The following is a 22,514-nucleotide window of genomic DNA, read 5'->3' on the forward strand; positions in this document are numbered from 1 at the left end:
ACGTGGTTGAAGCTCTATGTATAAAACCCGCATTTTCATCCAGCGGCATGGTCGGCCCGGTTTTGTCGCGCACGCGCCGCGTTTACCCACGCAAATCCCTGTATTTCCCAACACGTCGGCGGAAACCCCCACAGCCCCCGCTATATTCCCCGCATGGCAACGACGAGCACAAGCAGCAGCAGAAACCCCGGCGGCCTGATCAGCCGGCTGCTGCGGCGTGGCCGGGAGGAGCGCTTGCCGCAGGCGGCGGGCGGGCTGACCTTCACCATGGTGATGTCCATGGTGCCTTTGCTGGCGCTGAGCTTTGCGCTGTTCGCGCGCATCCCGGCCCTGCATGCGGCCGGGGATGCGATACGTGAGCACTTGCTGCGCGGCCTGCTGCCGGACGGCATTGCGCGTACGATGCTCAAGCACCTCGCTCAGTTCGCGGGCAATACAGGCGGCCTCACGCAAGTCGGCTTTGCATTGCTGCTGGTGTCGGCGCTGGCGCTGCTCATGAGTGTGGAGACCACGCTGAACCGGATCTGGCAGGTCAAAAAACCGCGCCCGCTGCTGCGCCGGCTGGGCCTGTACCTCGGCATGCTGCTGACCGGCCCTGTGCTGATAGGCGCGAGCCTGTGGGCCGCGTCCTATCTGGCGACGGCCTCCAGCGGGCTGCCGGTGGCGCGGCCCGGCTGGCTGCCGCATGCGCTGAACATCGGGCCTATGGCGCTCAGCGCCGCGGGTTTTGCCTGCCTGTTCCGCTTTGTGCCGCACACCGTGGTGCGCTGGCGCGATGCGATCGCGGGCGGCCTGCTGGCCGGTGTCGCCTTCGAGCTCGGCAAGCAGGGCTTTGCGATCTACCTGGCGAATGTGCCGACCTACCGCACGATTTACGGTGCCTTCGCGCCGCTGCTGGCTTTCCTGCTGTGGGTGTATTACTCGTGGCTGGTCACGCTGGCCGCCGCGCTGCTCAGCGCCAGCCTGCCGCGCGGCGGCTCGCAGGCCACACGGCGGCTTTCACGCGCGTAGGTTTCCAGCCACAGCCGTTCTTTTCGGGCCGAATTGCGGGGCACAAGGCTTTACCATTGCCGCATGAAAACCACTTACATCCTCGGCGCCATCCTGGCCTGCAGCGTGATCGGAACTTTGGTCGGTGGCCGCGGCGTCAAGACCGGCATGCTGGTGTTGACGGCGCTGCTGTCGCTTTACGGCCTGTTTCGCCTGCTCGGCTAAATCCCTGAGGCGGCCCAGCCAAGGGGCGCCGGCCTCCGCACCACGGCACACCCCGCTGGCCACCAGACCGGTGACGGCCAGCATGGCCGCGGTATGAAGCACCAAGGCCGCGAACGCCAGTGCCAGTGGGCCCACGCCGTCTATCCCGGCCAGCGATGCCTCTCCCGCGCACAGCGGCACCAGTGCCGGCACCAGCATCAGGCCCGCGCCCTGCGCGCCGGCCATCATGAAGGACCACAGCGCCAGGCCGGCATGGCCCGCGGGTGCGCGTGCCGCCCTGGGCGCACGGCCCCACAGCTGAAGCACGACACAGGCCGCCAGCAGGCCGCCCGCGAGCATCTGCAATGCAAAGCGGTCCATGGCGACGCCCCACACCACCGCGCCGGCCACCAGCGCAATCGAGGCGACATGCCCCACGGCAACAGGCCACAGCGCCCGCAAGGCCTGCGCGCGGTCGTGTGAACGCAGGCCCCAGGCGGCGGCGCAAGCCCAGCCGTTGGCGGGATTCAGCCCATGCAGGGCACCCATGCCGGCCACCGCCAGCCAGGGCCAAAGGCTTGCCATGGTGTTTTCGCCTACCCTGCCCGCTCAGGCTTTTGCGCCGCAGCACGAAGCCGCTTCGGGCGCGGGCGTGAACACAGCCTGGGACTCGTAGCGGTCGTGGTGGCGCACCCAGTCCATTTTGTAAAAGCCGTCATGCTCGTCGCGGCCCTTGGGCGTGAGGTCCAGCATGTTGTAGGTGCCCATCATCACTTCCACACCGCGGCCGTAGGTGGAATAGGTGTGGAAGACCCGGCCCTCGCCGTCCTTGTAGAACAGGCTGATGCCGGGCGCTTCCTCGGCCGGGAATTCCGTCATGCCGTAGTTGTAGTTGACGATGCCGTCGACGCGGTCTTGCGGCCTGAAGCTCACATGGAAGTCGTAGTTGAAGTCGCTGCCGTTGGACGACACCCAGGCGAACTGCCAGCCCATGCGCCGGCGAAAGCGCTCAATCTCGGGCAGGGTCGCGCGCGAGACGGCCACAAACGTCACGTCGCGGTGCTCCAGGTGGACCTGCATGCCGGCCGTGTGGTCGGCCATGTAAGAGCAGCTCGGGCAGCCCTGCTCCCAGCCCGGGCCGAACATAAAGTGCTGCACCATCAGCTGGCGCCGGCCTTCAAATAGATCGGCCAGCGAACGTTTGCCTTGGGGCGTGTCGAAGACGTAGTTCTTCTCGATCTGGACCCAGGGCAGCGCGCGGCGCTCGCGGGCGACCTGGTCGCGCAGGCGTGTCAGTTCCTTCTCCTGCGCGAGCAGGGTTTTGCGCTCGGCCAGCCATTGGTCCCTGGGCACAATGGCATGGTTCACGGTACTGGTTTCTGTGTTGGCTGTGCTCACGGTGTTCTCCTGAGTTTTTCGTGGGTCAATGCGCTGCCCGACCCGTGCTGGTTCCGGGTGCGCTCGTTGTGGCACTAAGGCCGGGGAAACTCTCAGCGCAAGGGCTCTGCCTGCCTTGCGCGCTGCGTTCTATATCGCTTTACGCCGCCTTGGGCCGCCGCACGGCGCGGACCTTGCCGCTCTTGCCGCCGCCCGCGTAAAACAGCTCGGCGCCGTCGGACTCCAGCCCGCTGACGCCCACGCCCTGCGGCATTTCGAGCCGCGTGATCACGGCGCCGCTCTGGGGGTCTATGCGGCGTATCTCGCTTTCGTCGCCCTCCCAGGTGCCGTGCCAGAGTTCGCCGTCCACCCAGGTCACGCCGGTGACGAAGCGGTTCGATTCAATCGTGCGCTGGATGGCGCCCGTCTTGGGGTCTATCTGGTGGATTTTGCGGTCGCGGTACTGGCCCACCCACAGGCTGCCTTCGGCCCAGGTCAGGCCCGAATCGCCGCCGCCGCCAGGCGCCGGGATGGTGGCCAGCACCTTGCCGCTGGCCGGGTCTATCTTGGTGATGCGCGACTCGGCGATCTGGTACAGGTATTTGCCGTCAAAGGCGGTACCGGCGTCGCCCGCGCAGTCCAGCGTGCGCGTCTGCTCGCCGCTGGCCGGGTCGAAAGCGATCAGCTGGCTGCCCGCGGCCGCCCAGACGCGCTGGCCGTCATGGGTGACGCCGGCGATGTCGTTGATGCCGGGGAAGCCGTATTCGCGCACGATCTCGGCGGGGCGCGCCTTGGGCTCGGGGGCTTGCTTGAGGGTCTTGCTTGTCATCGTGCTTCCTTGTCGCGCCGTCCATCGACGCCATGGAGACAACTCTATCCAATCGGCAGCGCAGCGGGGAGTAACAAGATCGTCGTGAATCCGGCCAGCGGCGGCGCCAGCCAGCGCTGGGCCCTTGCCCGCCCCAGGGAACGCACCCGCTGCTCGCCTTCCAGCTCGGCCAGGGCGCGCTGCACCGTGCGCTGGCTGGCCCCCAGGGCCAGCGCCAGGGCCGAGGTGGACCAGGCCGCGCCGTCCGACAGCAGCGCCAGCAGCGAGGCCTGCTCGCCGTCCAGCGGCGGCGCCAGCACGGCCACGTCGCGCCCGCCCAGCGGTTTCAGGATAAAACCCCGGCCGGTCGCCTCAATCGCCGCGAGCGGCTTGACCAATGCGCGTAGCCGGCCTATCTCGACCCGCAGGCGCGCCCTGTGTGTCTCGTCAGGGTGCCTGGTGCGAAACACCTTCGCAATCAAGGCCTCGCGCTCCACATCGCCGGGCCAGGCTTCGGCCAGCGCCCGGGCCAGCGCAAACAGCACGGGCCGGCGCGCCAGCGGCCGCCACTGCCCGCCGGCGCCCACCCCATGCCGGCAGGCATCGACCACCAGCGCATCCGAAGCCAACAGCGCCGACACCTCATCCAGGCGCAGCAGCTGCTCGCCACCCGGTGTGAGCCGCCGGGCCGCGGGTCTGTCCAGCGCGGCGCGCGCCTCCGCCACCTCGGCCTGCAGCGCAGGCACCTGCGCGCGCTCGGCCGCCGCCTGCGCACGCGCCAATGCCAGGCGCGCCTCGCCGACCTGCAGCGAGCGCAGCGCCAGCTCGGCCGCGGTCATTTCAGCCACCGCCCTCAGCGAGGGCCTGAGGCCCCGCGCATCCAGCCGCGCCAGCGCGGCCCTGGCCTCCTCGAGCCGGCCCAGCAGCAGAAACCGGCGCGCCGTGACCAGCCAGGCCTGCAGCGCATTGGCGTGGTCGGCATGCGCGTCCAGCGTGGCGGAAGCCGCCGCCAGCGCGCGCGGCGAACCCGTGAAGTCGCGCATGGCCAGCGCCACCTCAGCCTCGGCCACCACACAGCGGGCACGCGACAAGGCTTCATGCACGCCGAAGCCGCGCGCCGCGCGCCGCAGCAGCTCACGCGCGCGCGGGTGCTCACCGAGCTGGGCCATGGCAATGCCGCGCAAGGCCAGCGCCGGCGGGTCGTCGCGCAGCGCCACGCGTTTGAGCGCGCCCAGCGCATCACCGGCGGCCAGCGCGCGCGAAGAGGCGGTGATCAGGGAATCCATGGGCGTAGGCTACACCGTCCTGCGAATGCAGATGGATACGCCGCGGGATCCGGGGCGGGCGCCCATCACGGCGGGGATCGCCGCGCATAGCGACCGGGTGCCTGTCCCACATGGCGGCTGAACGCGGTGCTGAAGGTGCTGGCCGAGCTGTAGCCCACGCGTTCGGCCACCTCGGCCAGCGCGACGCCGCCGCGGCTGAGCAGGTCTTTCGCGATGGCCATGCGCCAGGCCAGCAGGTACTCCATGGGCGGCAGGCCCACGGCGCGCGAGAAGCGCTCAAAGAAAGCCGACCGCGACAGCGCCGCCTTCTTCGCGAGCTCCACCACCGTCCAGGCGCGCGCGGGCTCGCCGTGCATGTGCCGCATCGCGGCGGCCAGCCGGGTGTCGGCCAGGGCGCGCAGCAGGCCCGGCGGTGCGCCTTCGGTGGGCGCACCACGCAGCGTTTCGATGAGCAGCACTTCGATGAGCCGCCCGAGCACCAGCTCACGGCCGGGCCGCTGCGCCGTGGACTCCTCCCTCACAAGCTGCACCAGCAGCGGCAGCCGCCCTATGCCGCGCACATGCAGCACGGCCGGCAGCAGCGAGACCATCAGGGCCGCATCGGGTGAATCAAAAGCGAAGTAGCCGCCCAGCATGCGCACGTCGGGCGGGCCTTCAGGATGGCCATGGCGAATTTCACCCTCGGGCACGGGCCCTGCCTTGGGATCGATCCACACGGGAGCCGCCGGCGCCACCGCGGACATCGTGAACCCGGGAGTGGCCGGCATCAGCAAAAAATCGCCGGCCATCAGCGTGATGGGCTGCTGCCCGTCCACGGCCAGGATGCATTCGCCCTCCAGCATGGTGCAGAAGCTCGGCTGGCCGAATTCCGCATAGCGCACGGCCCAGGCACCAGCGCCGCTGATCACCTTGGAGTACACGGCGCGCGGCCTGAGCAGCGCGATGACTTCGGCGAGGGGGTCGACCATATCCGGACTTTCGCCAATTAATTACGGACTCTGAATTGTAGTAAGTCCTGTCCCTGGGCGATATCGTTACGCCACCTCAAACCCGCACCCAAGGAAACACAACATGAAAACCATTCTGATCACCGGCTGCTCCTCCGGCTACGGCCTGGAAATCGCGCGCCACTTCCACGCCCAGGGCTGGAAGGTCATTGCCACCATGCGGACACCGCGAACGGAGGTGCTGCCGCCTTCGGAACACTTGCGCGTGCTGCCGCTGGACGTGACCCGGCCCGAGAGCATCGCCGCGGCGATCGAGGCCGCCGGCCCTATCGACGTCCTCGTGAACAACGCCGGCCTGGGCCTCTTCGGTGCCTTCGAGGCGACGCCCATGGCCACGGTGCGCGAGATCTTCGAAACCAACACTTTCGGCATGATGGCCATGGCCCAGGCCGTGCTGCCGCAGTTCCGCGCCCGCCAGGCCGGCCTGGTGGTCAACGTGACATCCACCGTGACGCTGGCGCCCATGCCGCTGGTAGCCGCCTATACCGCGAGCAAGACGGCGATCACCGGTTTTACCGAATCGCTCGCATTGGAGCTGGCGCCCTTCAATATCGGCGTGAAGCTGGTCGAGCCGGGTTACGGGCCGGGCACGCGCTTCACCGCGAACGGGGCCGAACGCATGCAGGGCCTGATTCCCGAGGCTTATGCGCCATTGGCGCAAAGCATTTTTGCCTCGCTGGGAACGATGACGGCCGTGACCACCGCGGCGGACGTGGCGCAGGCGGTATGGCGTGCCGTGAACGATGCGGACGGGACGCTGCACTACCCGGCGGGTGCCGATGCGGTCGCGCTTGCCCGGTAGTCCTGCTCTTTAACCTGCGTAAATCCTAGCTGCAACCGCTTCCCGCCTGGGTCTTGCTGCGGTCCACGAGCACCACACCCTTGTCCAGCAGGGGCTTGACCTTGGCCATAAAGAGCGCAAGGTCCTGCGGCGTGTCACTCCCCGGCATGGACACTTCCAGAAGCCGGCCCTGCGGGAGCTGCCACTCCTCCACCTTGAACGCGCCGACAGCAACGCGTTTCATGCGGTTCTTGCAGCCCATGGCCTTCGCGCGCATGGCCTCGGGAAAATCGAGCGTCTTCTTCGCTTCACGCTCGCAGGAAACCGAATAGGCCCGGCCGGGTTGCAGCGTCTGGAGCACCGATATATCGGTCTCTTGTTTGACGCTGGTGTTTTTCCCGAGGGCGCAGGCCGCCTCCGTGTCAAAGCCGCTGCCGAAGGGCTGCGGGCTGCGGTATTTCAGCGTCAGCTCGACCTTGCCGTCGGACCGGGTTCGCCTGCGGCCGATTGCCGGCGGATCGGTGGCCACCGGCGGCGCCGACACCGTGAAGTACTCCACCTCATATTCCGTGACCTTGCGACCGCCCTCCAGGCCCATCACCGCCACGGCCTCTTCGGCGGACACCGGCCCGCCGCTGCTCCAGCGCAGCGCGAATTCCGCGCCACCGGCCCATGAGAGCATGGGCATCAGCAGGCATGCCAGGTTGGCCCAGGCCTTGTAGGCGAACAGGGACTTGAGGGATGAAAGGCCTGGTGAGGGGTTTGTGTTTGGCATTTGGATGCTTCCGATAGATGTCGACAGCTTACATATCCGCTGTGGGCCGCGCCGACGACAGCTGTTTTGTCGCCGGGTACGCCACGGTGACCCGCGGTGAATGCCCCGGCAATTTTCCCCTCACCATACATATTTTGTTACATATAAATCGGCTACGCTTGCCCTTCCGAAAGAGGAGGAAACGTGAGCCCAACCATAAAAAAAGCCGCCCTGGCACTGATCGCGGCGGTCTCGCTGCATGCCCATGCCCTGCAGGTCACCAGCCTTTCGCCCCAGGGCGAGGTCGCGCGCGTGCGGCAGATCGTCGCCAAGTTCGATGAAGGCGCCGTCAATTTTGGCGACCCGAAAGCGCCCGCCCCGCTGTCGCTGAGCTGCAGCGACGCCCAGGCCACCAAGGGCTCGGGCCGCTGGATCAACGAGCGCGAATGGGCGTTTGAATTCGAGAACGACCTGCCGCCCGGCGTGAGCTGCACAGTCAACCTGGTCGGCACCTTCAAGTCGCCCAAGGGCCTGCCCGTGGCCGGCCCCTCTTCCTACAAGTTCAACACCGGTGGCCCGTTCATCCAGAACCTGCGCCCCGGCACCTACCAGCGCATCGACGAAGAGCAGTACTTCCTGCTGCAGCTCAACGGCCCGGCCACCTTGCAAAGCGTCCGCGAGAACGTCTGGTGCGCCGTCGAAGGCCTGGGCGAGCGCGTGCCCGTCAAGCTGATCGAGGGCAAGGAGCGCGAGGAACTGCTCAAGTCGCAGGGCCTGGAAAAGGCCGCGGCAAGCGAGCCGCTGCGCTACGTCACCCTGGCCTGCAACCGGCGCCTGAGCTCCGCTACCAAGCTGCAGCTGGTCTACGGCAAGGGCGTGAGCACGCCCAGCGGCGTGCCCAATTCGGTCGAAAAACGCTACAACTTCCAGGTGCGCGAGCCCTTCTCGGCATCCTTCAGCTGCGAGCGCGAGAACGCCCAGTCGGCCTGCCTGCCGATGCGGCCCATGAGCCTGTCTTTCAACGCGCCCGTGCCGCGCAAGCTGGCCGAGGGCATACGCCTCAAAGGCGACAAGGACACGCTCAAGCCCTCGTTTGAGGAAGGCAACAGCGACGGCGACAACGTGGTCACCAACATCACCTTCAAGCCGCTGTTTCCGGAACAGGCCCAGTTCTCGCTGGAGCTGCCCCGGGATTTCAAGGACGCCTCGGGCCGCACGCTGCGCAATGCCGACAGCTTTCCGCTGAAGGTGGCCACGGGCGCCATGCCGCCGCTGGCAAAATTCGCCGCCTCGCCCTTCGGCATCGTCGAGCGCTTTGCCGAACCCAATACCAAACCCGGCGACCCGGCCCTGCTGCCGGTCACGCTGCGCAATGTGGAAGCGGCCCTGCAGGTCAAGGGCCTCGCCCCGGGCGCCGGCAAGGTCAGCGACCTGCAGCCGCGCACCGACGCCGACATCATTGCCTGGTTCCGCAAGGTGCAGCGCTATGACGAGTACGAGGTCCCGCGCAAGGCGGCCGCCGCCGACGTCAAGGGCCCGCTGCCCAAGCCGCTGGAAGCGCGCGGCAAGGACTACGTGCAGTCGCGCATGCTGTCCTTGCTGGGCGGCCAGGCCGGCGTGAAGACGCTGGACCTGCCCAAGCCCGTGGGCAACGACCCGCGCCCCTTTGAAGTCGTCGGCATCCCGCTGGCGCCCGGTTTCCACGTGGTCGAGATCGCCTCGCAAAAACTCGGCACCTCGCTGCTGGACGAGCGCCACGGCGCGAGCCGGACCATGTATGTGCGCACCTCGGCCCTGGTGACCAACCTGGGCGTGCATTTCAAGCTGGGCCGCGAGAATTCGCTGGCCTGGGTCACCACGCTGGACAAGGGCACGCCGGTGGCGGGCGCCACGGTGCGCGTCTCGGGCTGCAATGGCACTGAGATCGCCAAGGCGGTCACCAACGCCCAAGGCATCGCGAATTTCAGCGAGCTGTCGTCCGAGCCGCCGCGTTGCTCGGGCAGCAACAACGACGACTACCGCAACGCCTACTTCGTCAGCGCGCGCAGCACAGTGGCCGGTGTCGAGGACCTGGCCTTTACCTGGAGCGACTGGCACAAGGGCATAGAGCCCTGGCGCTTTAATGTGCCGACCAGCCGCGACCCAATGCCCGACGAGCGGGCCCACACGATATTCGACCGCACCTTGCTGCGGGCCGGCGAGACCGTGTCCATGAAACATGTGCTGCGCACCGAAACCAGCAAGGGCTTCGGCCTGCCCGAGGGCACGCCGGCCACCCTGGTCGTCACCCATGTGGGCAGCGGCCAGCAATACACCCAGCCCATCAGCTGGCGCAAGACGGCCACCGGCGGCCTGAGCGCCGAGAACACTTTTGCGATCCCGCCGGCCGCCAAGCTGGGGATTTACGAAGTCCAGCTCAAGGCCCCGAACGACAGCGGCAAGGGCCGCGGCAACCGCGCCCGCAGCTTCAGCAGCGGGCAGTTCCGTGTGGAAGAGTTCCGCCTGCCGGTGCTCGAAGGGCGCATCAACCCTTCCGAGAAGAAGGCACTCATCAACGTGAAGTCCGTGCCCACCGACGTGCAGATCAACTACGTCTCGGGCGGCGGCGCCGTCAACCTGCCGGTGCGTGTATCGGCGCTGGTGCGCGCCAAGAGTTTGAGCTACAGCGACTATGAGGAATTCAACTTCATGCCGCCGCGCAACAACCGCGACAGCGGCGGCAACCAGGACAACGAGGAACGCACGGCCTCGCAGGACCAGCGCGTGATCGCCGACAAGCTGCCGCTCACGCTGGACCGCAACGGCGCGGGCAAGCTCACCATCAACGACATCCCTGCGCACAAGCAGCCCCAGGAGCTGCTGCTGGAAGCCAGCTACGCCGACCCCAACGGCGAGGTGCAGACGATTCGCAGCGTCTCCACCGTCTGGCCGGCCGCCGTGGTGGCCGGCATCAAGACCGAGGGCTGGGTCTCGAGCAGCCAGAAAATCAAGTTCCAGGCCCTGGCGCTGGACCTGACGGGCAAAGTCGCACCGGACGTATCGCTTGAAGTGAAAGCCGTGGCGCGCATTACCACCACCAGCCGCAAGCGCATGGTGGGCGGCTTCTACACCTACGACAACAAGACGGAAACCAAAGACCTCGGCAGCGTCTGCAGCGGCAAGAGCGATTCACGCGGCCTGCTGCTGTGCGAGACCAAGCTCGGCGAGCCGGGCGAGGTCGAACTCATCGTGACGGCCAAGGACAAGGACGGCAACAGCATCCAGGCGGCCAGCAATGTCTACGTCACGCGCCAGGGCGAGCTCTGGTTCGGCGGCGAAGACCACGACCGCATGGACGTGCTGCCCGAAAAGAAAAGCTACCAGCCCGGCGAGACCGCCAAATTCCAGGTGCGCATGCCTTTCCGTTTCGCCACGGCCTTGGTCGCGATTGAACGCGAAGGCGTGATCGAGACCCAGGTGGTGCAGCTCAACGGCCAGGACCCGACCGTCAACCTGCAGATCAAGGACGGCTGGGGCCCGAATGTGTACGTCAGCGTGCTGGCCCTGCGCGGCCGGCTGCGCGAGGTGCCTTGGTACAGCTTCTTCACCTGGGGCTACAAGGCGCCGCGCGAGTGGTGGACCTCCTTCTGGTACGAAGGCCGTGAATACGTGGCGCCCACCGCGCTGGTCGACTTGAGCAAGCCGGCCTTCCGCCTGGGCCTCGCTGAAATTCGCGTGGGCACCAAGGCCCACCAGCTTGAGGTGAGCGTGAAGGCCGACAAGGAAAGCTACGCGGTGCGCGGCCAGGCCAAGGTCACCATCACGGCCAAGCTGCCCAACGGCCAGCCGGCCGCCAATGCCGAAGTGGCGCTGGCCGCGGTGGACCAGGCGCTGCTCGAGCTGATGCCCAACGACAGCTGGGACTTGCTGGGCGCCATGCTGCAACGCCGTTCCTGGGGCGTGGAGACCTCGACCGCGCAGATGGAAATCATTGGCCGCAGGCACTACGGGCGCAAGGCCGTGGCGGCCGGCGGCGGCGGCGGGCGCAGCAACACGCGCGAGCTGCTGGAGACCCTGCTGCTGTGGAACCCGAACGTGGTGCTGGACGCCAAGGGCCAGGCCGTGGTGACGGTGCCGCTCAATGACGCGCTGACCACCTTCAAGATCGTCGCCGTGGCCGATGCCGGCACCGGCCTCTTCGGCACCGGCCAGACCTCCATACGCGCCACGCAGGATTTGCAGATCATCAGCGGCCTGCCGCCGCTGGTGCGCGAGGACGACCAGTTCCGCGCGCAGCTGACCTTGCGCAACACCACCAAGGCCGCGATGAAGGTCGAGGTGAGCCCGCGCGCCACCCTGCTCGACCTGAAACCGCAGACCGTGGACATCCCCGCCGGCGAGGCGCGCGAGGTGGCCTGGATGGTCACCGCGCCCGCGCAGCTGGCGCTCACGCGGGCCGAGGCCATTCTGTGGGAGATCGAAGCGAAAGACACGATCAGCGGCGCGCGCGACGGCCTCAAGGCGCGCCAGCGCATCATCCCCGCTGTGCCGCTGACGGTGCAGCAGGCCACGCTGGTGCAGGTCGACGGAAGCTTCACGCTGGACGTGAACCCGCCAGCCGACGCCCTGCCCGGCCGCGGCGGCCTCAAGATGTCGCTGCAGCCCAAATTGGCCGAAGGCATGGACGGCGTGCGCGACTACTTCGCGATGTACCCCTTTATCTGCCTGGAGCAAAAAACCAGCAAGGCCGTGGGCCTGCGCGACGGCAAGCTCTGGCAGACCGTGCTGGCGCAACTGCCCACCTACCTCGACAGCGACGGCCTGGCCAACTACTTCCCGCCGCGCGACGGTGAAGCCAACCGCGGCAGCGACGCGCTGACGGCCTATTTGCTGGCCGCCACGCATGAAGCCTCCGGCATCAACCCGGCTTTTGCCCTGCCCGACGAGGCCCGCGCGCCCATGGAGCGCGGCCTGATCGCGTTCGTGGAAGGCCGGATCCAGCGCGATTTCTGGAGCCCGCGCAAGGACCTGGACGTGCGCAAGCTGGCCGCGCTGGAGGCGCTGTCGCGCTACGGCAAGGCCCAGGGCCGCATGCTGGGCAGCATCACTATCGCGCCCAACCAGTGGCCCACGCATGCGGTGATCGACTGGCTCAACATCCTCAAACGTGTGGCCGACGCGCCGCAGCGCGAACAGCGCATCGCCGAGGCCAACCAGGTGCTGCGCTCGCGCCTGTCTTTCCAGGGCACCAAGCTGATTTTCAGCACCGAGAAGGACGACTACTGGTGGTGGCTGATGACCAACGGCGACGTCAACACCGCGCGCCTGATGCTGGCCGTGATGGACGACCCGGCCTGGAAAGACGACATGGGGCGCCTGGCCAACGGCTTTATCGCGCGCCAGCAAAAAGGCGCCTGGCACACCACCACGGCCAACCTCTGGGGCGGCCTGGCGCTGGACAAGTTCTCGGCCAAGTTTGAAGCCACGCCGGTGGCCGGCGTCACCAAGGCCACGCTGGCCGCGGCCGCCGCGAGTGTGGCGAGCGTGGACTGGAGCAAGGTCGACCGCGTCAAGACCACGGACGCGGCCGGTGCGCCCAACCAGACCACCTTCTTCGGCGCGCCCGCCTCGCCCGGCAACCTGCGCAACAACAGCATGTTCCTGCCTTGGGGTACTGCGCCCAAGGACACGCTGACGGTGACACACCAGGGCCCGGGCAAGCCCTGGCTCACACTGCAGTCCATCGCGGCCATACAGCTCAAGGCGCCGTTTAACGCCGGTTACCAGATCAAGAAGACCATCACGCCGGTGGAGCAGGCCGTCAAGGGCGTCTACACCCGTGGCGACGTGATCCGCATCTCGCTGGAAGTCAACGCCAGCGCCGACATGACCTGGGTCGTCATCAGCGACCCGGTACCCGGCGGCGCGACCATCCTGGGCGGTGGCCTGGGCCGTGATTCTGAAATTGCCACCAGCGGCGAGAAGAAGACCGGCGCGGGCTGGCCCGCGTTTGAAGAACGCAGCTTCGAGGCCTTCCGCAGCTATTACGAATACCTGCCCAAAGGTGTGGTGAAGATGGAATACACGGTGCGCCTGAACAACGTCGGCGACTTCGCGCTGCCGCCCAGCCGCGTGGAAGCCATGTATGCGCCCGAGATGTTCGGTGAGTGGCCGAATGCGCGGGTGAAGGTGGAGGCAGCGAAGTGAAGCTGGCCGTTTACGCCCTTGTGTTGCTGACCGCCAGCGCGGCCTCGGCACAGTTGAGCACGCCCCCTGAGGGGGACTATGTGATCAATGACGGCGCGTGGGGCGTGCTGAGTGTTGAACCGCGTGGAAAGTTCAGGCTGGAAACCACAGGGGCCAACGCACACATATGCGGCCTGGACGGCGTCATCGTCAATGGCAAATCGAAGATCGACAACTCCGCTTGCCAGCTCAGCTTTAAAGCCCAAGGCCCGGATTTCCAGGTGACGACCAATGGGTCCGACGCGTGCCAGGATTTTTGCGGCGCGCGGGCCTGGTTTGAGGGGCTTTACCGAAAGCCCCCGCCGCTTTGCGAGTTCAAGAATATGGAAGCGTCGAGAAAAAAGTTCAAAAAAGAGTACCAGGCCAAAAACTACACCATTGCCTTGGCCGTGCTCAACCCGGTTGCAACGCAATGCAAACCGTTCCTTCATTGGGTTGATTCAGCCTGGGTATTGAACGACCTGGCCTTGACGCAGTTCAAGCTGGGCGACCGCGCCGGCTGCATCCAGACCTTGAAGGACCTTGCAAAGGATGCCGCGATGTCCGACGAGGAAGTCACAGGGAACTATCCACCGGCCGATTCAGACATGTATCTGCCGGCCGTACGCGCGACCCGAACCAACCTGAAACTCTGCACAAAGAAATGAATCGCAAGCCCAAGACGTTTTCAAGCTTCGCGCCAGCTCTTGTTCCGGCAGGTAATGCATGCGCAGGTGAAGGTGGAGGCGGTAAAGTGAAGACAGCCATACCATGAACACCCGGCTCATAGGTCGCATCGGCCAGGTGATCGGCGCCCTCGGCGCCGGCATGGCCATCTTCAGCGCCCAGGCTTATGGCGGGGCCATCAACTGCCGAGGGTGGAACCAGATCACCTGCTTTTTCCACGCCATCTTCTGGCTGCTTGGAAGCCAGGTAGTGGCGGCGCCGCTCCAGTGGATAGGCGTGAAGAACACACAAGGCAAAGAAAGAGTCCTGACCCTCCTGGGCGCGGCTATCAGCACGCTGGTAGTGGCAGGCATAGCTGCGACCTGGCTGTCTTTTCACCTCGCCATTCAACCGCCTTGAGCCTCATGACATTTCCGCGCGACACCCTCCTGAAACCCCTGCTGCTGGCCGGCCTGCTCATGGCTGCCCAGGCGCAGACGGTGTCGGCTGCGGCCACCTTCGACGAAGTCAAACGCGACTTCAAACCCTCCGAGACCCTGGTGCTGGACCGCAACGGCGAGCTGCTGCAGCGCCTTCGCACCGACAAGGCCGTGCGGCGCGGCCAGTGGGTGGCGCTGCCCGATGTGTCGCCGGCACTGCGCACGGCGCTGGTGCTCAGCGAGGACAAGCGTTTTTACGAACACAGCGGCGTGGACTGGCGCGCGGTCTCGGCCGCGGCCTGGGGCAACCTGTGGAACACCAGGACGCGCGGCGCCTCCACCATCAGCATGCAGCTGGCCGGCCTGCTGGACGAAGACTGGCGCGCCGGTGCGGGTGGGCGCAGCCTCACGCAAAAAGTCGGCCAGACCGTCTCGGCCCAGGTGCTGGAGGCGCGCTGGCGCAAGGACCAGATCCTGGAGGCTTACCTCAACCTCGTGCCCTTTCGCGGCGAGATGGTGGGCATAGACGCGCTGAGCCGCACGCTGTTCGGCAAGGCCGCGCACGGCCTGGACGAGCGCGAAGCGGCGATCGCGGCCGCGCTGGTGCGCGCGCCCAATGCCAAAGCGGCGCAGGTCTCGCAGCGCGCCTGCGGCGTGCTCAAAGCCATGCAAGCGCCCGCCAAGGTGGATTGCACGGGCCTGGACCTGTTTGCCAGCGCCGCGCTGCAGCGCAAGGCCTTTGATGCGAGCGAGGGCGTGGCGCCGCATTTGGCGCGCAGGCTGCTGGCCGCCCAGGCCGGCAACACCCCAGGCCGGGCTAACACGCCCCTGGCGTTGGCCTCCACCGTTCGCGCCCCGCTGCAACGCTTCGCCGTACAGACCCTGACCCAGCAGCTGCGCGAGCTGCGCGGCCGCCACGTCGAAGACGGCGCGATTGTGGTGCTGGACAACACCACGGGCGAGGTGCTGGCCTGGGTCGGTTCCTCGGGTGAACTGAGCGACGCGGCCGAAGTCGACGGCGTGACGGCCTTGCGCCAGCCGGGCTCCACGCTCAAGCCCTTTTTGTATGCGCAGGCGATTGCCGAGCGCCGCATCACGGCCGCTTCGCTGCTGGAAGATTCCTCTTCCCAGATACAGACCTCGGGCGGGCTGTACATCCCGCAAAACTATGACCGGCAGTTCAAGGGCCTGGTGTCGGCGCGCACCGCGCTGGGCGCTTCACTCAATGTGCCGGCCGTGCGCACGCTGGTGATGGTCTCGCCCGATGCTTTTCACAAACAGCTCAAGGCCGTGGGCCTGCCGCTGAAAGAATCAGGCGACTACTACGGCTACAGCCTGGCCCTGGGCAGCAGCGAGGTTTCGCTGCTGTCGCTTGCCAACGCCTACCGCACGCTGGCCAACGGCGGGCGCTACAGCGCGCCCTCGCTCGCGAAAAATCCCAAGCCCGTCTTCAGGCCGGCGCTGGACGCGCGCGCCGCCTTTATCGCCACCGACATCATGGCCGACCCGCTGGCGCGCGCACGCACCTTCGGCACCGACAGCGTGCTGGCCACGCGCTTCTGGACGGCCGTCAAAACCGGCACCAGCAAGGACATGCGCGACAACTGGGCCATGGGTTTCTCGCAGCGCTACACCGTGGGCGTGTGGGTGGGCAATGCCAGCGGCGCGCCCATGTGGGACGTGAGCGGCACCAGCGGCGCGGCGCCCATCTGGGCGGCGCTGATGAACTACCTGCACAGGACCGAACGCAGCCGCGCGCCCACACCGCCCGCCGGCCTGGTGCAAAGCCGCACGCAATTCGGCAAGCAAGGCGGCACGCCGCTGGAGGCGGCGCGCAGCGAGTGGTTTATCCAGGGCACGGAGCAAGCGGTATTTGCCGCGAATTCCAGCACCGGCGATTTCGGCCCGGCCAAGGCCTCCAGGTCCGGCAAAAAAACGGCGGCCGAACCCGACGCCCCGCCCCGCATCACCGCCCCGGCCTCGGGCACCATCATCGCGCTGGACCCGGACATCCCGCCCAAACACCAGCGCATCAGCTTCAGCGCCGAAGGCCGCGGCACGCGCTGGCTGATGGACGGCAAGGAGTTCGCGCGTGGCCCGCAGGCCCAGTGGCTGCCCTGGCCGGGCCGGCATGTGGTGCAACTGCTCGACGCCGGCGGCAAGGTGGCCGATGAAATCCGCTTCGAAGTGCGCGGCGCCGGCGTGCGCGAAGCCAGCGCGCGTGGCGCCCCAGCCGCCAAACGCTGACCTTTCCAAACCCGCCATGCCTCAGTTCCAGACCGCCCTTCCCTCCCCAGCACTGCCGAGCACACGGCGCCTCTTTCAAACCCTGCTGGTGCTCTGGGCGGCGCTGTGCGTGCTGACCGCCGGTGCCGGGCAGATAGCCCCGCCGGTCGATGCCGCGCAGACAGCCGTATCGGCTGATGCCGCGCAGATGGCCGCGCCGATCGATGCCGTGCAGGTGCCCGTTCCGCCCTACAGCGCACGCGTACTCGACACCAGCGGCACGCTGAACACCGCGCAGGTCGCGGCCTTGAACGAACAAATCCTGGCGCTGGAGGCCGACACCCGGGCGGCGGTGGTGGTGTTCATGCTGCCGACCACGGGCGTAGAAGCCATAGAGGAATACGCCATGCGCGTGTTCGAGAAATGGAAGCTCGGCGACACGAAGCGCGACGACGGCATCCTGATCCTGGTCGCCACAGAGGACAGGCGCATGCGCATCGAGGTGGGCCAGGGCCTGGAAGGCAGCGTGCCCGACGTGCTGGCGGGCCGCATCATCGACGAGCAGATGAAGCCGCGCTTTCAGCGCAGCGACTACGCGGGCGGGCTGCAAGCGGCCATCGACCACATAGGCGCAGCGGTCCGCGGCGATGTGCAGCCCATGGAAGACACGGGCCGTGGCGTTACGCCCTTTGGCTGGGCCTTTTTGGCCTCCTTGCTGTGGGGTTTCGCCATAGGTGCGGCTCGCGCGCGCCGCAAGTGGAAATGGAAGTGGCCGGTGACGATGGGCGTGGCCGCCGCCCTGCCGCTGGTGGCGGCCGCCGCCCTGAAGGCGCCCGGCCTGGCGATTGTCATGCTGACCTTCCCGGTGCCGCTGGCGTTTGCGCTGGGTTTTGGCTGCGGCCGCTCGCGCACCCTGCGCAGGGTGGTCGGCGGTATCGCGCTGGTGATCTGCCTGATGGCCGGCATCGCCTATGCGGTGGGCGCCAACAGCTTCGGCCTGGGTTTTCTCTACGTCGCAGGGGGCGCTGTTGCCTGCCTGCTGCTGGGCATCATCGGTGCGGGTGCTTACATGGCCTTCAAGCGCAGCCTGCTGGAGTTCGGCGTGCGCTGCGCCGTGGTGGCCGGCATCGTGGGCTATGTGGCCTTCAAAAACCCGCCCGACCTGCTTTTTATGGACTGGGAATCCTGGCTACCCACCGGGATCGCGGCCGGCCTGGCGATGCTGTTTGGCTTCTTCCCGGGCAGCGTCAGCACCAGCAGCGGAGGTGGCAGCTCATCGAGCAGCAGTTCAAGCTCCAGTTCCAGCAGCCGGAGCTCGTCGGGCGGCTCCAGTAGCGGCGGTGGGGCTTCCGGCAGCTGGTAGAAGGACGGCCGTAGCCGGTGCCTCTCGCGTATTGAAATAATTTGAAGCCCGCCAAAATTTATTCAATCGCCGGGCGGCCCGAACCCTTAGCATTGGGCACCTGAGGAGACTATCGCCGTGCCCGTGATCACCAATATTGAAGACCTGCGCGTCCTGGCCAAAAAACGCGTGCCCCGCATGTTCTACGACTATGCCGACTCCGGCTCGTGGACCGAAAGCACCTACCGCGCCAATGAAAGCGACTTCCAGAAGATCAAGCTGCGCCAGCGCGTCGCCGTCAATATGGAAAACCGCAGCACGGCGACCACCATGATCGGCCAGCCGGTCGCCATGCCGGTCGCCATCGCACCCACGGGCCTGACCGGCATGCAGCATGCCGACGGTGAAATCCTGGGCGCGCGCGCCGCCAAAAAATTCGGCATCCCCTTCACGCTCTCGACCATGAGCATCTGCTCCATCGAAGACGTGGCCGCCGGCACGGACCGCCACCCTTTCTGGTTCCAGCTCTATGTGATGAAGGACCGCGCTTTTATCGAAAGCCTGATAGACCGTGCCAAGGCGGCCAATTGCTCGGCGCTGGTGCTCACACTCGACTTGCAAATCCTCGGCCAGCGCCACAAAGACCTCAAGAACGGCCTGAGCGCACCGCCCAAACCCACGCTATCGACCATCCTCAACCTCATGACCAAACCGCGCTGGGGTTTGGGCATGCTGGGCACCAAACGCCACGGCTTCGGCAACATCGTCGGCCACGTCAAAGGCGTGGAGAACATGGGCTCGCTCTCGGAATGGACGGCCAAACAGTTCGACCCGGCCCTCAACTGGGGCGACGTGGAATGGATCAAAAAACGCTGGGGCGGCAAGCTGATCCTCAAAGGCATACAGGATGTTGAGGACGCAAAACTCGCCGTCAACTCAGGCGCTGATGCACTCATCGTCTCCAACCACGGCGGCCGCCAGCTGGATGGCGCGATGTCCTCCATCTCCTGCCTGCCCGAGATCATCGCGGCCGTCGGCAACCAGATCGAAGTGCATATGGACGGCGGCATACGCTCCGGCCAGGACGTGCTCAAGGCGATTGCCCTGGGCGCCAAAGGCACTTACATAGGCCGCGCCTTCCTCTACGGCCTGGGCGCCATGGGCGAACAAGGTGTGACCAAGGCCCTGGAGATCATCCACAAGGAGCTGGATTTGACCATGGCGTTTTGCGGGCGGACAGATATCAAGGCGGTGGATAGCGGGATTTTTGTGCCTGGAACTTATTGAGGGCAGAGCGCCGCGACCGACCATCGTCCTTTGCCGGGTATTCAGCCAGTTCGTCGGCGAGTTCCCAAACAGCCCCTGTTGCGGCGGGGAGAGCTTCACGACGCAGTGCTCGCCTGCACCGATCTCTGCACGCAGCGGAAGCATCGAGGCACGCTTGCCGAAAACAAGGCCGCGGACTTGCTATTTTTTATCAATCGCGCCTCGGCTTGATGACGGGCTCCCGCTGCTGTTTCGCTCTCGAGCAAAGCTTTCGACAAACGGAAGCAGCTTGCTCGCAACAAGCACGCTGGCACGCTCAGAAATATGGTCTGAATAGCCGTAAAGGATAAAACCATCCAGGAATGAACCGCATATTCGGCTCTTCATATCGCAAAGCAGATTCAGGGGATCAAAAATACGGAGTTGGCCCGCGTATTTCACTTGCAAATTTTCAAGCAAGCCGCGGTATTGCCTCGACAGTTCCATATGCCTGTCAAAAGTGATATTGCAAAGAGACTGGTTTGGAACCAGCCCCAGAAAATCATTCACAAAGTCAAGCCCGCTGGCTCTTGAAACACATTTCCTGGGCTCTTTCAACGTGGGGTTGTCCACTGTGATGACCACTTTTTTCCCCGCTTTGACAAGCCGGTCCACAGCTCGGTCCATCCCATCCAGCGCAAGGTTGAAGCCTCCGTGCGCGGGTAGATCTTCGATGGAGTGCTCATTCTTCAATTTAAAAAGCGCGCGGGTTGCGGTCGTAAGCACAACCACCTCAATTTCAGGGTTTGCGATCACGGCGTCAAAAGCTATTTTTGTTGCCTCTTGATAGGGGGCGTATTGCACAGCATCGGTCACTACCGGTACAACGGAACCCCATCGATTCGTTCCACCAATAAATACCCAGTAGCCATTGGAAGTTGACTCCCGAAAAATACCAGGCGCCAGCGCAGCAGCCTTGCTGTCACCCAATAATGCGAATCTCGCCGCACCACGGGTGTCGCTCAGGCATCTTTCAAACTTTTTCTCGACACTCGCATCCAGTCCGCAGCGGGAGACCGTGTGGTGCTGATAGGCGGGGAGCCGTCCGGATGAAATCGCGGGGTTAAGTTCAACAACATGCCTGGACGCTATGCCTTTCGAAAGGACCGAGTGATATCCGGCACACCACACCACCGCGGCAAGCACGCAAAGCAGGCCCACTTTGAAACGGCCATTCGAACCGCCACGTATGGGAGTCTCCACCAAGCTGTACGTCAGCCATGCCAGCAGAAAGCTCAGTGCAACCACGACAAGGCGGGCTATGCCGGATGCGTCTCCGAGCGCCAGAATTTGCAAGAACGACAAGAGGGGCCAGTGCCACAGATAAAGGGGATAGCTGATAAGCCCCACAAACACCATCCCTTGATTGGCGAGAATCACTCGATTGACCCATGCGTCCGGTCCCACGCCAATCAACAAAACCGCTCCTGTGACGGGCGCCAAGGCCCACCACCCAGGGAATTCCCACGTACTGTCCAGCCCGAAAATCGTTGCGGCCAGGAGGAGCAAAGCCGCTATGGACAGTGAGCTTCTGACAGTCCGGTCAAACCGCGAGCCCGCCGTTTCTGGAGAAAATAATCTGGAGGTCCAAAGATTCAGATACGCCATCAGCTGCTGTTTTTTAAACAACTGAACATACGCCAGCACGGATCCCGCCAATATCTCCCAAAACCTTGTTTGAGACAGGAGGAATGTTTTGGTGGGAGACCCCAAGCCTGATCCGAAAGAGAGCAAGCCGAGAACAAGGACAAACGCCAGAACATTCACGCGTGCTTTCCATACGCACCAGATTGCCAGTGGATAGACCAGGTAGAACTGCTCTTCGATGGCCAGGGACCACAGATGCATCAAAGGCTTGAATTCTGTCGCCGTATCAAAATATCCCGCCTCCGTCCAGAGAACGAAATTCTGAATGAAGCCAATGCTCGCCGCGGTATGCCGGCCCAGCTGCCTGAACTCATCGGCGACGAGCGTAAACCAGCCGAATAGATAGGACCCTGCAAGTACAAGAATCAAGGCCGGGAAGATCCGCTTGATCCGATGCGCGTAGAAGAGGGAAAAACTGAAGTCTCCCTTCTCCAGCCCTTTGAAAATGATGCTGGATATGAGAAAACCGGAAATAACAAAAAAGATGTCTACGCCGACAAACCCGCCAGGCAGGCTGCCGGGAAAGGCGTGATAAATGACAACCGCCAGTATGGCAATCGCACGCAGGCCGTCGATGTCAGGCCGGTATGACGAACTGCCGAGCGTCAAGGTTTTACCGGGCAACGCAGCGGAAGAAGAGACCGGATTTCCGGCTAACGCGCCCGCCGCGATAAGTTTTTTTACCGCGGGCTGGATAAGCCCGGAGCGCGTTGGCAACGATTCAGTCATTCGTGAAATGATCGACAGAGGATCGTATGTGGTTTCTTATTGGCGTATTGGCATCTCATACGATTTGCCTCTGCATACCCGAGCCGTCTTCAAAAAAGCCGCTTGTTGCTCAGTGTAACCATGGAGTATGCATTGAGCCTCCGCCGGCAAGCAGATCGAAGTGCATATGGACTACGGCATACGCTCCGGCCAGAACGTGCTCAAGGCTGTTGCCCCGGGCGCCAAAGGCACTTACATAGGCCACGCCTTCCTCTATGGCCTGGGCGCCATGGGCGAGCAAGGCGTGACCAAGGCGCTGGAGATCATCCACAAGGAGCTGGATTTGACCATGGCGTTTTGCGGGCGGACAGATATCAAGGCGGTGGATAGCGGGATTTTTGTGCCTGGAACTTATTGAAAGTCAGGCGCAGGGGACTCAAAATCCCCTGCTGCAGGGTAGCGCGGTCTCACCGACTATCTGTCAAAAGTTTCGTTGAATAGAGGTGGTACGTATTCGAAATACTCGTATCGATCCACACTCTACAAAGAACTTGGCTTTGTGATCGCTCAATACCCATCGATCACTTTCAAATTCCTGAATCTCAAAGTCAACAGGGCCCCATGCAGCCGAGGCTTCGATGCGTGAGCAACCATTGCAGATGAAATGCATATTCTCCGTATTACTTTTCCAGGTAACGCGGATAGTGAGTTCGCTTAGGGATGCAGAGTACTCCCATACACCGGCCACCCCACCTCGGGAACTCTCAAT

At 64.9% G+C, this 22,514-nt stretch carries 15 protein-coding genes and 1 pseudogene; 9 read left to right on the top strand and 7 right to left on the bottom strand.

Translation table 11 applies throughout. From position 1 onward, the window contains the following. Nucleotides 1–153 precede the first annotated feature (153 nt). Complete coding sequence (locus BLQ85_RS13425) at nucleotides 154–1,011, top strand: YhjD/YihY/BrkB family envelope integrity protein (protein WP_074577714.1); 858 nt, start codon at nucleotides 154–156, stop codon at nucleotides 1,009–1,011. Here BLQ85_RS13425 and BLQ85_RS13430 read toward each other — a convergent pair. From BLQ85_RS13430 to BLQ85_RS13450, 5 genes are all read right to left on the bottom strand, one after another. Further along, nucleotides 1,000–1,779: a hypothetical protein gene (locus tag BLQ85_RS13430; RefSeq protein WP_254806426.1), complete on the bottom strand. Its 780-nt coding sequence runs from the start codon at nucleotides 1,777–1,779 to the stop codon at nucleotides 1,000–1,002. The two genes, BLQ85_RS13425 and BLQ85_RS13430, sit on opposite strands and share 12 nt — an antisense overlap. A 24-nt stretch (nucleotides 1,780–1,803) precedes the next feature. Then, entirely contained in the window at nucleotides 1,804–2,592 is a 789-nt protein-coding gene (locus tag BLQ85_RS13435; protein ID WP_074577715.1) for a DUF899 domain-containing protein, read from the bottom strand. A 139-nt stretch (nucleotides 2,593–2,731) separates the two neighbouring features. After that, nucleotides 2,732–3,400: a Vgb family protein gene (locus tag BLQ85_RS13440; protein ID WP_074577716.1), complete on the bottom strand. Its 669-nt coding sequence runs from the start codon at nucleotides 3,398–3,400 to the stop codon at nucleotides 2,732–2,734. A 44-nt stretch (nucleotides 3,401–3,444) separates the two neighbouring features. Beyond that, nucleotides 3,445–4,665, bottom strand: coding sequence for a helix-turn-helix domain-containing protein (locus tag BLQ85_RS13445; protein ID WP_074577717.1), 1,221 nt, complete (start codon nucleotides 4,663–4,665; stop codon nucleotides 3,445–3,447). Between the two features lie 65 nt (nucleotides 4,666–4,730). Further along, nucleotides 4,731–5,633: an AraC family transcriptional regulator gene (locus BLQ85_RS13450; protein ID WP_074577718.1), complete on the bottom strand. Its 903-nt coding sequence runs from the start codon at nucleotides 5,631–5,633 to the stop codon at nucleotides 4,731–4,733. Between the two features lie 103 nt (nucleotides 5,634–5,736). Between BLQ85_RS13450 and BLQ85_RS13455 the strand changes: the two genes are divergently transcribed. Beyond that, nucleotides 5,737–6,474: an SDR family oxidoreductase gene (locus BLQ85_RS13455; RefSeq protein WP_074577719.1), complete on the top strand. Its 738-nt coding sequence runs from the start codon at nucleotides 5,737–5,739 to the stop codon at nucleotides 6,472–6,474. A 25-nt stretch (nucleotides 6,475–6,499) separates the two neighbouring features. Here the strand turns inward: BLQ85_RS13455 and BLQ85_RS24600 are convergent, their stop codons facing one another. Then, nucleotides 6,500–7,228: a hypothetical protein gene (locus BLQ85_RS24600; RefSeq protein WP_074577720.1), complete on the bottom strand. Its 729-nt coding sequence runs from the start codon at nucleotides 7,226–7,228 to the stop codon at nucleotides 6,500–6,502. Between the two features lie 183 nt (nucleotides 7,229–7,411). Here BLQ85_RS24600 and BLQ85_RS13465 point away from each other — a divergent pair, with 183 nt between their 5' ends. From BLQ85_RS13465 to BLQ85_RS13490, 6 genes are all read left to right on the top strand, one after another. Continuing rightward, the gene (locus BLQ85_RS13465; protein ID WP_074577721.1) at nucleotides 7,412–13,393 is read left to right on the top strand and encodes an alpha-2-macroglobulin family protein; all 5,982 of its coding nucleotides are present in this window, start codon (nucleotides 7,412–7,414) and stop codon (nucleotides 13,391–13,393) included. Continuing rightward, on the top strand, nucleotides 13,390–14,079 hold the full coding sequence (locus BLQ85_RS13470; protein ID WP_074577722.1) for a hypothetical protein: 690 nt from the start codon (nucleotides 13,390–13,392) through the stop codon (nucleotides 14,077–14,079). Before BLQ85_RS13465 ends, BLQ85_RS13470 begins: the two co-directional genes overlap by 4 nt. Before the next feature lie 103 nt (nucleotides 14,080–14,182). Beyond that, on the top strand, nucleotides 14,183–14,497 hold the full coding sequence (locus BLQ85_RS13475) for a hypothetical protein (protein ID WP_074577723.1): 315 nt from the start codon (nucleotides 14,183–14,185) through the stop codon (nucleotides 14,495–14,497). Nucleotides 14,498–14,502: 5 nt separating this feature from the next. Further along, a complete protein-coding gene (pbpC, locus tag BLQ85_RS13480; protein ID WP_074577724.1) occupies nucleotides 14,503–16,764 on the top strand; it encodes a penicillin-binding protein 1C in 2,262 nt (753 codons plus the stop codon). 16 nt (nucleotides 16,765–16,780) lie between these two features. Then, complete coding sequence (locus BLQ85_RS13485) at nucleotides 16,781–18,106, top strand: TPM domain-containing protein (protein ID WP_175456113.1); 1,326 nt, start codon at nucleotides 16,781–16,783, stop codon at nucleotides 18,104–18,106. Between the two features lie 117 nt (nucleotides 18,107–18,223). Beyond that, entirely contained in the window at nucleotides 18,224–19,372 is a 1,149-nt protein-coding gene (locus BLQ85_RS13490) for an alpha-hydroxy acid oxidase (RefSeq protein WP_074577726.1), read from the top strand. Between the two features lie 180 nt (nucleotides 19,373–19,552). On the opposite strand, the gene BLQ85_RS13495 is transcribed toward BLQ85_RS13490, so the two are convergent. Further along, nucleotides 19,553–21,766 (bottom strand): acyltransferase family protein, encoded by a 2,214-nt coding sequence (locus BLQ85_RS13495; protein WP_074577727.1) that lies wholly within the window; start codon nucleotides 21,764–21,766, stop codon nucleotides 19,553–19,555. 136 nt (nucleotides 21,767–21,902) lie between these two features. Here BLQ85_RS13495 and BLQ85_RS13500 point away from each other — a divergent pair. After that, nucleotides 21,903–22,163: pseudogene (locus tag BLQ85_RS13500) on the top strand (alpha-hydroxy-acid oxidizing protein); the annotation flags it as partial. Between the last annotated feature and the right edge of the window lie 351 nt (nucleotides 22,164–22,514).

Origin of the sequence: Polaromonas sp. JS666 (assembly GCF_900103405.1) — a bacterium.
Classification (GTDB): domain Bacteria; phylum Pseudomonadota; class Gammaproteobacteria; order Burkholderiales; family Burkholderiaceae_C; genus Polaromonas.

Excerpts from the sequence above, each read along its gene's own strand:
- BLQ85_RS24600 (WP_074577720.1), bottom strand. The coding sequence starts at position 7,228 with ATGCCAAACACAAACCCCTCACCAGGCCTTTCATCCCTCAAGTCCCTG.
- BLQ85_RS13495 (WP_074577727.1), bottom strand. The coding sequence starts at position 21,766 with ATGACTGAATCGTTGCCAACGCGCTCCGGGCTTATCCAGCCCGCGGTA.
- pbpC (WP_074577724.1), top strand. The coding sequence starts at position 14,503 with ATGACATTTCCGCGCGACACCCTCCTGAAACCCCTGCTGCTGGCCGGC.
- BLQ85_RS13455 (WP_074577719.1), top strand. The coding sequence starts at position 5,737 with ATGAAAACCATTCTGATCACCGGCTGCTCCTCCGGCTACGGCCTGGAA.
- BLQ85_RS13485 (WP_175456113.1), top strand. The coding sequence starts at position 16,781 with ATGCCTCAGTTCCAGACCGCCCTTCCCTCCCCAGCACTGCCGAGCACA.
- BLQ85_RS13450 (WP_074577718.1), bottom strand. The coding sequence starts at position 5,633 with ATGGTCGACCCCCTCGCCGAAGTCATCGCGCTGCTCAGGCCGCGCGCC.
- BLQ85_RS13445 (WP_074577717.1), bottom strand. The coding sequence starts at position 4,665 with ATGGATTCCCTGATCACCGCCTCTTCGCGCGCGCTGGCCGCCGGTGAT.
- BLQ85_RS13430 (WP_254806426.1), bottom strand. The coding sequence starts at position 1,779 with ATGGCAAGCCTTTGGCCCTGGCTGGCGGTGGCCGGCATGGGTGCCCTG.
- BLQ85_RS13475 (WP_074577723.1), top strand. The coding sequence starts at position 14,183 with ATGAACACCCGGCTCATAGGTCGCATCGGCCAGGTGATCGGCGCCCTC.
- BLQ85_RS13425 (WP_074577714.1), top strand. The coding sequence starts at position 154 with ATGGCAACGACGAGCACAAGCAGCAGCAGAAACCCCGGCGGCCTGATC.
- BLQ85_RS13440 (WP_074577716.1), bottom strand. The coding sequence starts at position 3,400 with ATGACAAGCAAGACCCTCAAGCAAGCCCCCGAGCCCAAGGCGCGCCCC.